This is a genomic window from Niallia sp. FSL R7-0648 (genome assembly GCF_038007005.1).
Classification (GTDB): domain Bacteria; phylum Bacillota; class Bacilli; order Bacillales; family Cytobacillaceae; genus Niallia; species Niallia circulans.
In genome coordinates this window covers 1,358,303-1,372,084 of sequence record NZ_JBBOWE010000001.1, presented here as the reverse complement: position 1 = coordinate 1,372,084, position 13,782 = coordinate 1,358,303, and the positions used below count along the sequence as shown (strand labels likewise).

Sequence of the window (13,782 nt, the reverse complement as noted above, 5' to 3'; positions counted from 1 at the left end):
TAGGCAAAGTAAACCTGCGGCTATAATCTATGCATCGTTTTTGGCACCCTTATAAGTCTCTCTGTACTTGTTTAAAAGGTGTTCTTATTTAGTTTCATCTACTGCGATTGAATCTTCGAATAAATCTTCTTTTGCTTTTTCTCTACCAGGTAATACTAGGTTTAAAATAATTCCGAGGATTGCAGCAAAAGCCATTCCCTCTAATTTAAAGTGTTCACCCATATGAATCGAGAATCCGCCAATTCCAGTTACAAGGATGACAGATGCAATAACTAAATTGCGGTTTTTATTGAAATCAAGCTTTGCTTCTACAATAATTCTTAATCCAGATGATGCGATGATTCCGAATAGAAGGATAGATACGCCTCCCATTACTGGTGTTGGGATAGACTGTATAAGGGCAGCAATTTTTCCGATAAACCCAAAACCTATTGCTAATACTGCTGCTCCTCCTAAAACATATACACTATACACTCTCGTTATTGCTAAAACCCCAATATTTTCTCCATAAGTTGTTTTTGCAGGTCCCCCCATTAAAGCAGAGATAATCGTCGCAGTTCCATCTCCTAAAATACTTCTGTGAAGGCCAGGATCTTTTATATAATCTTTTCCAACTACTTTACTTAATACAAGCTGATGACCGATATGCTCTGTTAGTGTGACGATTGCCACTGGAACAAAGATTGTAAGTAGTGCAAGGTTTATCGTTACAGGATAATCTACGAATGGGAAGATAAAATCTGGCATTGCAAACCATTTGGCATCCAAGACTCCTTGAAAGTTAACCACCCCTACAAGCAAGGCATAGACATAGCCGATTACGATACCTGCTAATATTGGGATAAAGCTGAATACTCCTTTGCCAAACATCGTGAAAAGGATGGTTGCAAGTAACGTTACTAGTGCAACAGAGATATAAAGTAAGCTGTATTCTTGATTCTCAGCTCCATTATTTATATACATTGATTGTCCAACCGCTGTTGTAGCAAGCGCTAATCCAATGACCATGATTACAGGTCCGACAACGATTGGCGGTAAGATATTCATAATCCAACGATATCCTGCTTTTTTAATCGTTAAGGCAACAATTCCATAAACAATTCCGGCAATAAAGGTGCCGATCATGGCTGCGCCTGGTCCGCCGCCCGGCATTGTCTTCGCCGCGATAACTGGTGCGATAAAAGCAAAAGAGGAACCTAAGTACGCAGGTACTTTAAATTGTGTAATGATTAAGAATGCGAGCGTACCTATTCCACTTGAGACTAAAGCAACCGCTGGACTCAATTCAATTAAGAATGGTACTAAAACAGTTGCGCCAAACATGGCGAATAAATGCTGTAAGCTTAAGGTAATCCATTGAAGGGCACTTGGTTTATCATTAATTCCTAATAAGGGTTTTGTTTCGTTCATTTCTGTCTCCTCTTTCTGTTAAAAAAATTGAGTATAAATTAGTTATTAATATCCCCTATTGAACAAATAAAACCCCTTTTCTGCGCAGCAAAAAAGGGGTTTTAAGCAGGTTTAAAGAAACCTTAGGAAAAAACTCCCCTTTTCAGCCTCACAGGACTGCTTTTAAAAGGGATCTATTTAATTTTCAAATATATTTACTTCATCATGACCATCGACTTCATCAAGCTCAACTACAATTTTTTCTGAACTGGAAGTAGGAATGTTTTTCCCTACATAATCAGCTCTTATTGGAAGTTCTCGATGACCTCTGTCCACTAGAACCGCAAGCTGTATGGATGCTGGTCTACCCATATCCATCAGTGCATCCATTCCGGCACGAACAGTTCTTCCTGTATATAATACATCATCTACCAGAATGACTTTTAAGCCTTGGATATCTGTTGGAATATCTGATCCTTTTACTAATGGTTCTTCATTCTTTGTTTTCTTCGTTAAATCATCTCGATATAACGTAATATCCAATTCGCCAACTTCGATTGGCTTTCCTTCTATTTGGGCAATTTTTTCGGCAAGACGATTTGCAATATAAATACCTCTTGTCCGAATGCCAACTAGAATACAATCTTCTATCCCTTTATTCTTTTCAATAATTTCATGAGCGATTCTTGTTAATGCTCGTCTAATTGCTTGATCGTCTAGTACAAGTGCCTTTTTCGACATTTTGATCACCATCCATGCTGTGATTCAATCTTAAAAAAATATCCTCTCACCCTTTTGGATGAGAGGATATACGTATACTAAGATAGCTATTACTAAAAATAGCTAGAATCCGTTACCTTCTCAACCTCACAGGATTGATTTAAAGGACTTATTCAACTAAAGTTATCTTAATATATGATAGAGCGCTTGTCAACGATTATTTCGTAAAGTATCTAAAAGCTGTTCATATTCTTTAGGTAAAGGTGCTTCGAACTCTAAATATTCTCCAGTTCGTGGATGTTCAAATCCTAGTAAGCCAGCATGAAGTGCTTGACCGCCAATATCTAGTGTTTTTCTTGGTCCATATTTAGGATCTCCCACAAGCGGATAGCCAATATACTTCATATGCACACGAATTTGGTGGGTGCGTCCCGTCTCTAATTGGCATTCAATATAAGTGTATTCCGCTATTCTTTCTAGTACATGAAAATGAGTAACCGCGTGTTTACCCTTATCTACAACAGCCATACTTTGTCTGTCTTTCGTGTCACGACCAATCGGTGCCTCAATTGTCCCATAATCATGGGGAATAGAACCATGTACTAATGCCTTATATTTTCTCGTTACAGTTTTTGCTACTAATTGATTCACTAGACTTTCATGAGCAGCATCATTTTTAGCAACCATCAGCAGTCCAGACGTATCTTTATCGATTCGGTGAACAATTCCAGGTCTCATCACCCCATTAATTCCAGAAAGATCTTTACAATGAGCCATTAGACCATTCACTAATGTTCCTGTTACATGGCCAGGTGCTGGATGTACAACCATTCCTTTTGGTTTATTTACTACGATAACATCTTGATCTTCATAATAAATATCCAAATCCATTTCCTCTGCCTCTACATCTAGCTCAACTGCTTCCGGTACTTCAATAGCTACTACATCGTTTAAAACACCTTTATACTTTGTTTTAACGGTTTGTCCGTTAACAGTCACATGACCGTCTTTTATCCATTGTTGAACCTGCGTTCTTGACCAATCTGCATTAATTGTGGAAACAATCTTGTCGATTCGTTCATTTACTTGCTCACTTTGAATGATATGTTCCTTTTTTTCCATGTTTCTTCTCCTTCTTTGCGTCTCGATCCTCCCTCAGCATCACTAGGATTAATAAAATAACACCAATTACTAAAGATGAGTCTGCAATATTAAATATAGGGAAATCATAATTGAAGATATACGTATTGATAAAGTCGACTACATATTGATGTCTGGCACGGTCAATAAAATTACCAAGCGCACCACCTAAAATTAGACCCAGTGCGACGCCGTATAGCATTTTTCCTTTTGTACCAGTTTGAATCAAATAAATTAACCCAATCACAACAACGACGGTGATAATATAGAAAAATACCATTTGGTTTTCCAGCATGCCCCATGCGGCTCCACTATTACGATGAGATGTTAGGTAGAAAAAATCTTTTATTACTTCGATGCTTTCCCCCAGCTCCATATTTTTTACAACTAACCATTTTGTCCATTGATCAATAATAATAATAATAGCTGCAATTATGTAATAAAACACTAAAGTTTCCTCCAATTCTCGAGTCTCCTTTAGCATTTTAGCATAAACTAGATGAAAACGATAGCTTGGCCGCATATTTCCATTTGAAGTAGTGTTTTAATCAGTGGATTGACTTTCGATAATAGGATTGAATGCTGTTTATATCGTTCTTTGTCCTAATTATCGGAACCATCTCTAACAAATCAAATGGTAGCAATTCACCAGACATTTCACACATTCCAAAATTGCCATTTTCTAATTTTTGCATCGTTTCTTCTACATCTTTTAGTTCGTCTTCAATATATTTGTTTATTTTTGAATCTCTTTTTACGCTTAACGTTGTTACTAATTCAATTTGTGTCATACGGAGTTCTGTATAAAGCTTTTCAATAGTTGAATTCAATTCCATTACCTCCGTTTCTTTAATTATTTTTAGCATTTCCATTGAAGGAGACAAAAACCGATTAAAGATTTAACAGGCATAACAACTATTAACGGAGGTGGAAGTATTTCACTTCTTTTCACATGTATAAAAAATTCCCTCCGCTTTATGATAATAGCCAGGTATGTCTTTTACACTATGTAATCACTTTTCTGTTTTCTTTTTCCCAATAAAAGACTTTTCCAAAACTTTTTTCCTTTTATAAAAAAAACCAAACAAGTGATTCGAAATATTTTTTCGAATCCTTGTTTGGGAGTTAACTTCAGCTACTGGAAAGTTTATGTTCCAGTCTCCTATATAGTTTTTAATAATTTTCTTCTACTACATGTGCGCATCTTTCACATAGTGTTGGATGTGCTTCCACTTTACCGACATCAGTTGTTACAGTCCAGCATCTTTCACATGTTTCACCAGCTGCTTTTGTAACGACAATGGCCGCATTTTCAAGTTTTAAAGCTTCTTCAGGTGCGTTATTGTATTCACCAGCAATTTCGAAACCTGATACGATAAATAGTTGCTGTAAGTTTTCTTGAATGGAATTTAGAAGGGTATTTACTTCTTCATTAACATACAATGTTACTTTCGCAGCAAGTGATTTACCGATCACTTTTTGATTACGAGCTTCTTCTAATGCTTTCAGCACATCATCCCGTACAACCAAGAATTTATTCCATTTTTCTTCTAACACATCACTATTTTCAAATGTTGTGTATTCTGGGAAATCAGTTAGCTGTACACTTTCTTCTTGTACAGAAGAGATATGATCCCAAACCTCATCCGCAGTATGCGGTAAGATTGGTGCAACTAATTTTGTTAAGCTGATTAAGCTTTCGTAAAGAACGGTTTGAATCGCTCTTCTTTCTTTATTATTTGCTGCTTCAATGTACAGTACATCTTTTGAAAAATCAAGATAGAATGCACTTAAGTCCAGTGTACAGAAATTATTAATATTATGATAAATCGTAGAGAATTCGTATTTATCATAGGATTCTGTTACGTTTTTAATCAATTTATTTAATTTAATCAGTATAAACTGATCAACTTCACGTAATTCATCATAGGAAAGTCCATCTGTTTCTGGATTGAAATCAGCAAGATTTCCTAATAAGAAACGGAATGTATTTCTAATTTTACGATATCCTTCTGTTACTTGTTTTAAAATTGCATCAGATACACGTACATCTGCTTGGAAGTCTACAGAAGCTACCCATAGTCGTAAAATATCTGCACCTAATTGATTCATAACTTTTGCAGGAATCATTACATTTCCTAGTGATTTACTCATTTTACGGCCTTCTCCGTCTAAAACAAAGCCATGACTTAAAACAGCTTTATAAGGTGCTTTCCCAGTTACCGCTACACTAGTAGATAAAGAGGAGTTAAACCAGCCGCGATATTGGTCAGAACCTTCTAAATATAAGTCAGCAGGACGTTGTAAATCATCTCTTTCTAGCAATACAGCTTGGTGAGAAGAACCAGAGTCGAACCATACATCCATAATATCTGTTTCTTTCGTAAATTCTCCATTAGGGCTTCCAGGATGTGTAAATCCTTCTGGCAATAATTCCTTCGCAGACTTTTCAAACCAAATATTTGAACCATTTTCTCTAAATAAATTAGAAATATGCTCAATTGTTTCATCTGTAATGATGCTGTCACCGTTTTCTGCATAGAACACTGGAATTGGCACACCCCATGCACGTTGTCTTGAAATACACCAGTCTCCACGATCCCGAACCATATTAAATAATCTTGTTTCGCCCCATGCTGGAACCCACTTTGTTTCTTTTACTGCATCTAATAGTTCGTTTCTAAAGTCTTTAATAGAAGCAAACCATTGTGCGGTAGCACGGAAAATAACTGGTTTTTTCGTTCTCCAGTCATGTGGATAGGAGTGAGTGATAAATTGCAGCTTTAATAATGCACCAGCCTCTTCCAGTTTTTCTGTAATCGGCTTATTCGCTTTATCATAGAATAAGCCTTCAAATCCAGGTGCTTCTTCTGTCATTACCCCTTTATCATCAACAGGACAAAGAACTTCTAATCCGTATTTTTGACCAACTAAGAAGTCATCTTCCCCATGTCCAGGAGCAGTATGAACACATCCAGTACCCGCATCTGTTGTTACATGTTCTCCTAACATTACTAAAGAATCACGGCCGTAGATTGGATGTGCAGCTAGAATGTACTCTAGGTCTGCCCCTTTCACTTCTTGAACAACTTTTGCTTCTTCCCAGCCAATTTCTGTTTTGACACTTTCCAATAAGTCTTGTGCAACTAAGTATTTGCTGCCTTTTTCTTCTACTACAACATACGTTAAAGTAGGGTGAACAGATATACCCAAGTTAGCCGGAATTGTCCATGGAGTAGTTGTCCAAATAACGATTTGTACATCCTCTGCTAGAATCCCTTTGCCATCCTTTACTTTAAACCCAACATAAATGGAGGCAGACTTTTTGTCTTTATATTCAATTTCAGCTTCAGCAAGAGCTGATTCACTTGTTGGAGACCAATATACCGGCTTTTTACCTTTATAAATATAGCCTTTTTTCGCCATTTCTCCAAACACTTTAATTTGCTGTGCTTCATATTCAGGCTTTAAAGTAATATAAGGATTTTCCCAATCTCCGCGAACCCCTAAGCGTTTAAATTGTTCTCGTTGACTGTCGATTTGCCCTAATGCATATTCTTCACATAGCTTACGGAACTCGGCAATCGTCATTTCTTTACGTTTAACTCCTTTATTGGTTAAAGCTTGTTCGATTGGCAGACCATGTGTATCCCATCCTGGCACATATGGTGCTTGAAAGCCAGTCATTGATTTATAACGTACAATAAAATCTTTTAAAATTTTATTAAGCGCATGTCCAATATGGATATCCCCATTCGCATATGGAGGTCCATCATGCAAAACAAACATTGGGCGACCTTGAGTACGTTCCTGCACTTTTTCGTAAATGTTCATTTCTTTCCATTTCGCTTGAATTTCAGGCTCACGATTAGGCAAGTTTCCTCTCATCGGAAATGCTGTTTTTGGCATAAGCAACGTATCTTTATATTCCATTTTCTTCCTCCAACTTAATTCTCTTTTTTCATGTATACTTCCATCTAACCAATATTCTATAAATTCAGTATAGACAGCAAAAAACCTTCTCATCCCCATGAAAGGGACGAGAAGGTCGATCATTAGGTTCCCGCGGTACCACCCTTATAGATAAAAGTTTCTTTTATCCACTTAGACATTTTTTAACGGCAATGAACCGCTTTTTCTTACTTAACTTTTTCAGAAAAAGACTCCAGGGTGATTTTCAATTTCCAACTTATATCAGGCTCCCACCATCCCTGATTCGCTAATCATAAGTTTTTCGGCAATCTACTTTCCCTATCAACGCTACATGAATATATATATTTGTGAAAAATTATATTGCAAATCTACCTTATCGTCAAGGCAATGGTCTTTATTTTGTAGAATTTAACTCTGATGCATCTAATTCGTATTCTAATAAATGATCCCAATCATCGTTGTTTAACATATCTAATTGTGCTTCAATCAGCATTTTGAAACGTGTACGGAATACTTTTGATTGCTTTTTCAATTCTTCAATCTCTAGCGCAATCTTTCTTGCCTTTGATAATGATTCGTTCACAATTCGATCCGCATTCTTTTCCGCTTCTTTAATAATTAGTTTTGCTTCTTTTTGTGCATTACGTTTAACTTCCTCAGCAGCCTCTTGTGCTACAACAATTGATTTATTTAATGTTTCTTCAATATTATTATAGTGGCCGATACGGTCAGTTAACTCGTTTAATCTTTCTTCTAGTTCTTTTTTCTCGCGGATAATATTTTCATAATCTTTAATTACCTGATCAAGAAATTCATTTACTTCGTCTTCATCGTAACCACGGAAGCCTTTGGCAAATTCCTTATTATGAATATCTAACGGCGTTAATGGCATAAAGCCACCTCCCAAACTTCAATTTCTTATGTATCATCCTTATTTCGACAGTATTACCGGATTTCCTGCATTATTTTTAAAAAATAAGAAGAAACATGAAAAATAATGCTGCTAAAAAATATTGTATCATATATACTCGATAAAAAAACTATGTTTTTTGTCTGAAATAGAAATTATGGGAACTCCTTCATTTCTGATTTTTCACTTCAATTTACCTACTACAATTCTCCATTTATCTTTTTTTGTTTTACCTTCAATAGATTTAATCATGGCCCTACCTGCTCCGCGCACTGAGAAGACATCTCCTTCTTCACACATAAAAGAGACATTTTCATTTAAAGTGAAATTTACTTTGACTAAGCCTTGAGTAATATAGGTCTTTGCTTTTTCTCTTGAAAAATTATAAATAGCAGCAACAATGGCGTCAAGCCGAAGAGAAGTAATAGTCGTTGTCATCTCTGTCCAATGTTCTTCTGTTAGAATTATGTTTTCTAAAGGTACAGCAGCAAGTGTTACCTTTGCTTTTCCGATAGAATCAAGTTGAAGTCTCACATAATCCTCAACCTCACTAGCAACGACAAATTGAATATCCCCGTCAAGAACGAATATATCTCCGAATTTACTTCTATTTAATCCAAGAGACATTAAACTTCCTAAAACATGCGGATGCTCTATTGTGATGAATTTCTTGGGATAATTCACTTCTAATAAGGACAAATTAAAATCCGCTTCCATCGGTTGATAATATTCAGGGTATAGGATAGCTCTTTTTCTTTCCGCTTGTTCATGGCCGCCAAAAAATGCATATTTCACTTCCTGATTTTCTCCGATAATCATCCGAAGAACTTTCTGTTCACGCGGATCCAAAAAATCAGTCAATTTCGGTGCATAAGTATTCGCGACATAACTTTGCCAATTTTGCACTTGATCGATAAATTCTCTTTCTTCCGGACGAAAATGTTGATAAATTGACATCTTTGTAACTCCTTTTTGGCATAGAAAAAGGGCTGGGACAAAAGTATTCCAACCAAATATAAAACCGAACAATTATATGGAGATGCTAATCAAATTCTCGTATAATTGTTTGTTTTTTTCATTCTGAATGGGGTTTATGGTTAGTCACCGCAGACTGAATACACTTCGCTTTCCATGGGGCGAGCGCCGAGCCGCTTCGGCTTCGCCTGTAGGGTCTCGGACTTTCTCGCAGATCCCATAGGAGTCTACGTGTATTCAGTCTGCTCCGTTTTTCCTAATAATTATATTTTCTTTTTTTAAAAAATAACCTTTAAAAACGGAGTGGAATGGAGCGGAGGACCCTCGACTCCTGTGGAAAGCAGAGCAAAACCTAAGACCCCACAGGCTTTAGCCGAGGAGGCTTAGGTTGCTCCCCGCGGAAAGCGAGGGTCTGTAGCGCAATGGAACGAATTGGTTTTACTACTTAATTAGAGATTGTTCGTCTTTATGCATTATATATTTTGTTTTGTCCCTGCCTCTTTCTACCTTTGTTCAGTATTGACCTTTATAAAATTACTTAGAACCAATAAAATAATTGTCCAATCCCTCTTCCTGCTAGATTCAATACGAAGATTGCAACAATTGGCGAAATATCGATCATGCCAAGAGGCGGAATAAATCTTCTAAACATCTCTAAATATGGTTCACAGATTTTTGCCAGAAAAATACCTATAGATGTTTCGCGAGCATTCGGAATCCATGACATTAATATATATACAATAAGCGCGTAAGAATATATGGTTAAAGCATTAGCTAAAATACTTATAATGAACGTCATTCGGTTTTACCACCTCGTATTTTCGTATTCTGCATCTTGCAGGATTTGTGAAATATTCCCTGAAACTTCTACGTTATCCGGCGTACACAGGAATATATCCGTACCGATTTTCTGGATATCGCCGCCAATTGCATAGACAGTTCCACTTAAAAAATCAACAATACGTTTCCCTTGATCTTTTTCAATACGCTGTAAATTCACAACAACTGCACGGCGATTTTTTAATTGATCAGCAATATCTTGTGCTTCTGCGTATACACGAGGTTCCACTAAAAATACTTTCGATGACTTCTGTACACTTTGTAAGCTCACAACATTTTGACTGTTTTTCGGCTGTTGCTGCTGAATATGATGGTTATGGTTATGCTGACTGTGAGTGTGCTGTACAGGCTGCTTATAATTTCTTGCCGGCTCGTTTGGTTCTTCTTGATAGTTTACTTGACCTTCTTCATAATCTTCATCTTCTAAAAAGAAGAACGTTTTAATTTTTGATTTTATGCTCATTTCACTCGCCTCCTATTTCTCGCTTCCTACTAAAGCAGTTCCAATTCTTATCATCGTTGCTCCCTCTTCGATCGCAATAGAATAATCATTCGACATTCCCATAGAAAGCTCTGTACATGGAGCATATGGTAATTGTAGTCCTTTTACATCTTCCTGAATGCTTTTTAATTTTCGAAAGCATTCACGCAAGAATTCTTTATCATCTGTAAATGGTGCCATCGTCATTAATCCAACTACCTGAATATGTGGATATTCGGACAACTGTTTAACAAAATCGATAACTTCCTCTGGCTTCATTCCATGCTTTGACTCTTCGTTCGAAACATTAACCTGTACAAAACACTTTATGGTTCGCTTCGCTCTTTTATGTATTTCTTTTGCTAAAGAAAGCCGATCCAATGAGTGAATGTAGTCTACATAATCTATAATACCTTTTACTTTTCTCGTCTGCAATGATCCGATAAAATGCCATATAGGCTTGTCTTGTAGAACGTCATACTTTGCTAATAATCCTTCTTCACGATTTTCCCCTAAATGAACAATCCCAGCATCGAGTGCTTCTTTTGCTCGCTCTATTGTAACATATTTTGTGACAGCAATTATCGTAACCTCTTCTGGCTGACGATTCACTTTTTTACATGCCGCTGCTATTTCTTGTTTTATTTCATTAAGATTATCTTTCACTAACATTTAATTTCCGTCTTCCTCTCTCCATCCAATATAACTCATCATTCTTCCAGTTTTCCCTTTATCTCTTCTGTGAGAGAAAAAATAAGCATCATCTTCGTAAGTACAATAGTCAGTTAGATGAATATTACTTTCAAGCATACCACTTTCTAACAATATCTGCTTGTTTGCTTCTTGTAAATTCAGTCTGTATTGTCCTGGAGAAATAGTCGTAAATGGCTTTTGTTGCGATTGTATCGCCTTTTCCACTTCATTGATGACACGATCATCCACGACATAATGGCGCTCTGAGATAGAAGGACCAACAACAGCGAGCACTTCTTCTCTTGGAATCTTATGAGAAGCAAAGACTTTCATCATTTCCCCGGCAATACCTTTTACGGTTCCTTGCCATCCAGCATGAGCGATACCTACCGCTTTTGTAGCTGGATGAATAAAATATAATGGAACACAATCCGCAAAACATAAAGTTAATAATATATTTTTTTCAAAAGTAAACAAACCATCCGTATCTTTTAACGCACTATCATAATCGCTTGCACCCATACCTAAATGCGCTTGTGTTACTTCCACAATATTAACCTGATGTGTTTGCACAGCACCAACCCATTGCTCTAATGGGAAAGATAATTTTTGCGCTAGTTCATTACGGTTTGCAACCACTGTATCCTTTTGATCATTTACGTGAAACGCCATATTTAAACTTGCATAATCGCCTATACTTTTCCCACCATTTTTTGTTGTGAAACCAGCTATTAAATTCGGAAACTTCCGCTCCCATAAATCAAGATTGAAAAACTGCTTATTTCTTAAAATAAAAGGTTCCATTATCTAACTCCATCTTTTTGTTTTAGTTTACCATATGGAGCTATCATTGGTCACAGAAAAACATATTTTTCTTTAGAAATAAGCTTGCATTTATGAAATTCACTCTTTTCTTCCCTGCCATTCCTCTCCCTTTTATTTTCCCTCACTAGAGCTATATATAGTAAAATTTTATACCAATAGAAAAGGCTAGACAATCATTAAAGTACCTACTTTAAGAAGTCTAACCTGTTTTATTTCCTATTTAGCTTTGAATGTTTTTATTCATTTGTTTAATAGCAGCTTTTTCCAATCTTGAGACTTGCGCTTGTGAGATGCCGATCTCATCTGCCACTTCCATTTGTGTTTTACCTTGAAAAAACCGCTTTCGCAAAATCAACTTTTCTCGATCATTTAATCGGCGCATTCCTTCTTTTAATGCTAATTCTTCCACCCACTGTATATCCTTGTTCTTTTCATCACTTAATTGATCCATTACATAGATCGGATCTCCACCATCATTATAGATTGGTTCAAAAAGCGATACTGGATCTTGAATAGCATCTAATGCAAAGACAATATCCTCATGTGGAATGTCTAACTCTTTGGCAATTTCCTCAGCTGTTGGTTCTTTTGATGTTTTGTTCATCAACCTTTCTCTGACCTGTAATGCCTTATAAGCAATGTCTCTCAGAGATCTGGAAACCCTAATTGGATTATTGTCGCGTAAATAACGACGAATCTCTCCAATAATCATCGGAACAGCATAGGTGGAAAACTTAACATTTTGACTTAAATCAAAATTATCGATAGATTTCATTAGACCAATACAACCCACTTGAAATAAGTCATCCACGAATTCTCCTCGATTATTAAATCGTTGTATAACACTTAATACGAGGCGGAGATTCCCATTTACGAGACTTTCCCTTGCGGATGTATCTCCCTCATGCATTTGCTTGAAGAGCAATCTCATTTCTTCGTTTTTTAACACTGGAAGCTTTGATGTATCCACACCGCAAATTTCTACTTTATTTCGAGTCAATCTATTTCCCTCCTCACAGGAGCTGCTGTACAAAAAACAGTATCTCCCCGAGAAGGAAAAATATGCATGGGATGAATTTTTGTTAAATTTCCAATTTACGCTAATTTTAACTGAAATTATGTGGGACAAGGCTTTTCAAACGAAAAATTTTTTTAGACCATTTTATTAAATTCTTTTTGTAGTCTTTTAATAATCCTTTTCTCTAATCGAGAAATATACGATTGGGATATCCCAAGCATATCCGCTACATCTTTTTGCGTTTTTTCTTCTCCCGTTCCTAAACCAAACCGTAATTCCATAATTTGTTTCTCTCTTTTAGACAATTGGTGAAGCGCTTTTACTAATAGCTTTTTATCTACACTTGCATCTAAATCTTTCGTTATAATATCATCCTCTGTCCCCATTACATCGGAGAGAAGAAGTTCATTTCCATCCCAATCAATATTTAATGGCTCATCAAATGAAACCTCTGAACGGATTTTATTATTTCTGCGCAAATACATCAATATTTCATTTTCAATACATCTTGAAGCATATGTTGCCAGTTTTATTTTTTTCTCCGGATTAAACGTATTAACCGCCTTAATTAATCCAATTGTGCCAATGCTGATTAAATCTTCGATGTTAATCCCAGTATTTTCAAACTTTCTTGCGATATAAACAACAAGGCGTAAATTTCTCTCTATCAGCATCGAACGAGCTGCTTGGTCTCCTTTTGGGAGTTTTTCTAAAAGGATTTCCTCTTCTTCTTTCGTTAACGGAGGAGGCAGTGCTTCACTTCCACCAATATAAAATACTTCGTCTGTTTTCAATCCAAGTTTCATCAGTAATTTGTACCAATAATAAGATAAGCGAAGCTTCCATTTACTCATGTGC

Annotated in this window: 14 protein-coding genes and 1 other annotated feature; all 14 genes read right to left on the bottom strand. The window is 36.4% G+C overall.

What is annotated here, in order from left to right:
- Positions 1-84: 84 nt before the first annotated feature.
- Positions 85-1,410, bottom strand: coding sequence for a solute carrier family 23 protein (locus NSQ89_RS06435; protein WP_095321266.1), 1,326 nt, complete (start codon positions 1,408-1,410; stop codon positions 85-87).
- 177 nt (positions 1,411-1,587) lie between these two features.
- Positions 1,588-2,130: a bifunctional pyr operon transcriptional regulator/uracil phosphoribosyltransferase PyrR gene (pyrR, locus tag NSQ89_RS06430; protein WP_047939931.1), complete on the bottom strand. Its 543-nt coding sequence runs from the start codon at positions 2,128-2,130 to the stop codon at positions 1,588-1,590.
- Between the two features lie 189 nt (positions 2,131-2,319).
- Positions 2,320-3,231, bottom strand: coding sequence for an RluA family pseudouridine synthase (locus NSQ89_RS06425; protein WP_061796762.1), 912 nt, complete (start codon positions 3,229-3,231; stop codon positions 2,320-2,322).
- The gene (lspA, locus tag NSQ89_RS06420) at positions 3,200-3,733 is read right to left on the bottom strand and encodes a signal peptidase II (RefSeq protein ID WP_082138207.1); all 534 of its coding nucleotides are present in this window, start codon (positions 3,731-3,733) and stop codon (positions 3,200-3,202) included. The genes NSQ89_RS06425 and lspA overlap by 32 nt, the downstream gene beginning before the upstream one ends.
- A 64-nt stretch (positions 3,734-3,797) precedes the next feature.
- Positions 3,798-4,079, bottom strand: a complete 282-nt coding sequence (locus NSQ89_RS06415) for a hypothetical protein (RefSeq protein WP_047939929.1) — start codon at positions 4,077-4,079, stop codon at positions 3,798-3,800.
- Positions 4,080-4,422: 343 nt separating this feature from the next.
- Complete coding sequence (ileS, locus tag NSQ89_RS06410) at positions 4,423-7,182, bottom strand: isoleucine--tRNA ligase (protein WP_047939928.1); 2,760 nt, start codon at positions 7,180-7,182, stop codon at positions 4,423-4,425.
- A gap of 99 nt (positions 7,183-7,281) precedes the next feature.
- Positions 7,282-7,516, bottom strand: a binding site (T-box leader).
- A gap of 60 nt (positions 7,517-7,576) precedes the next feature.
- Positions 7,577-8,074: a DivIVA domain-containing protein gene (locus NSQ89_RS06405; protein ID WP_016201026.1), complete on the bottom strand. Its 498-nt coding sequence runs from the start codon at positions 8,072-8,074 to the stop codon at positions 7,577-7,579.
- Positions 8,075-8,275: 201 nt separating this feature from the next.
- Complete coding sequence (locus tag NSQ89_RS06400; protein ID WP_095319932.1) at positions 8,276-9,049, bottom strand: YlmH family RNA-binding protein; 774 nt, start codon at positions 9,047-9,049, stop codon at positions 8,276-8,278.
- A 556-nt stretch (positions 9,050-9,605) separates the two neighbouring features.
- Positions 9,606-9,866 carry a YggT family protein gene (locus NSQ89_RS06395; protein ID WP_047939926.1) on the bottom strand — a complete coding sequence of 87 codons (261 nt, stop codon included), beginning with the start codon at positions 9,864-9,866 and terminating at the stop codon, positions 9,606-9,608.
- A 6-nt stretch (positions 9,867-9,872) separates the two neighbouring features.
- Complete coding sequence (locus NSQ89_RS06390) at positions 9,873-10,370, bottom strand: cell division protein SepF (RefSeq protein WP_047939925.1); 498 nt, start codon at positions 10,368-10,370, stop codon at positions 9,873-9,875.
- A 12-nt stretch (positions 10,371-10,382) separates the two neighbouring features.
- Positions 10,383-11,060 (bottom strand): YggS family pyridoxal phosphate-dependent enzyme, encoded by a 678-nt coding sequence (locus tag NSQ89_RS06385; RefSeq protein WP_095319931.1) that lies wholly within the window; start codon positions 11,058-11,060, stop codon positions 10,383-10,385.
- Positions 11,061-11,885, bottom strand: a complete 825-nt coding sequence (pgeF, locus tag NSQ89_RS06380; protein ID WP_095319930.1) for a peptidoglycan editing factor PgeF — start codon at positions 11,883-11,885, stop codon at positions 11,061-11,063.
- Between the two features lie 241 nt (positions 11,886-12,126).
- Positions 12,127-12,906: an RNA polymerase sporulation sigma factor SigG gene (sigG, locus tag NSQ89_RS06375; protein ID WP_047939922.1), complete on the bottom strand. Its 780-nt coding sequence runs from the start codon at positions 12,904-12,906 to the stop codon at positions 12,127-12,129.
- 152 nt (positions 12,907-13,058) lie between these two features.
- Positions 13,059-13,778, bottom strand: a complete 720-nt coding sequence (gene sigE, locus NSQ89_RS06370; protein ID WP_047939921.1) for an RNA polymerase sporulation sigma factor SigE — start codon at positions 13,776-13,778, stop codon at positions 13,059-13,061.
- Positions 13,779-13,782: the final 4 nt, after the last annotated feature.

What these genes read in the sequence shown, in the direction of transcription:
- NSQ89_RS06405 (WP_016201026.1), bottom strand. Translation starts at nt 8,074, where the DNA reads ATGCCATTAACGCCGTTAGATATTCATAATAAGGAATTTGCCAAAGGC.
- ileS (WP_047939928.1), bottom strand. Translation starts at nt 7,182, where the DNA reads ATGGAATATAAAGATACGTTGCTTATGCCAAAAACAGCATTTCCGATG.
- NSQ89_RS06435 (WP_095321266.1), bottom strand. Translation starts at nt 1,410, where the DNA reads ATGAACGAAACAAAACCCTTATTAGGAATTAATGATAAACCAAGTGCC.
- pyrR (WP_047939931.1), bottom strand. Translation starts at nt 2,130, where the DNA reads ATGTCGAAAAAGGCACTTGTACTAGACGATCAAGCAATTAGACGAGCA.
- sigE (WP_047939921.1), bottom strand. Translation starts at nt 13,778, where the DNA reads ATGAGTAAATGGAAGCTTCGCTTATCTTATTATTGGTACAAATTACTG.
- NSQ89_RS06395 (WP_047939926.1), bottom strand. Translation starts at nt 9,866, where the DNA reads ATGACGTTCATTATAAGTATTTTAGCTAATGCTTTAACCATATATTCT.
- pgeF (WP_095319930.1), bottom strand. Translation starts at nt 11,885, where the DNA reads ATGGAACCTTTTATTTTAAGAAATAAGCAGTTTTTCAATCTTGATTTA.
- NSQ89_RS06400 (WP_095319932.1), bottom strand. Translation starts at nt 9,049, where the DNA reads ATGTCAATTTATCAACATTTTCGTCCGGAAGAAAGAGAATTTATCGAT.
- NSQ89_RS06425 (WP_061796762.1), bottom strand. Translation starts at nt 3,231, where the DNA reads ATGGAAAAAAAGGAACATATCATTCAAAGTGAGCAAGTAAATGAACGA.
- lspA (WP_082138207.1), bottom strand. Translation starts at nt 3,733, where the DNA reads ATGCTAAAGGAGACTCGAGAATTGGAGGAAACTTTAGTGTTTTATTAC.
- NSQ89_RS06390 (WP_047939925.1), bottom strand. Translation starts at nt 10,370, where the DNA reads ATGAGCATAAAATCAAAAATTAAAACGTTCTTCTTTTTAGAAGATGAA.
- NSQ89_RS06385 (WP_095319931.1), bottom strand. Translation starts at nt 11,060, where the DNA reads ATGTTAGTGAAAGATAATCTTAATGAAATAAAACAAGAAATAGCAGCG.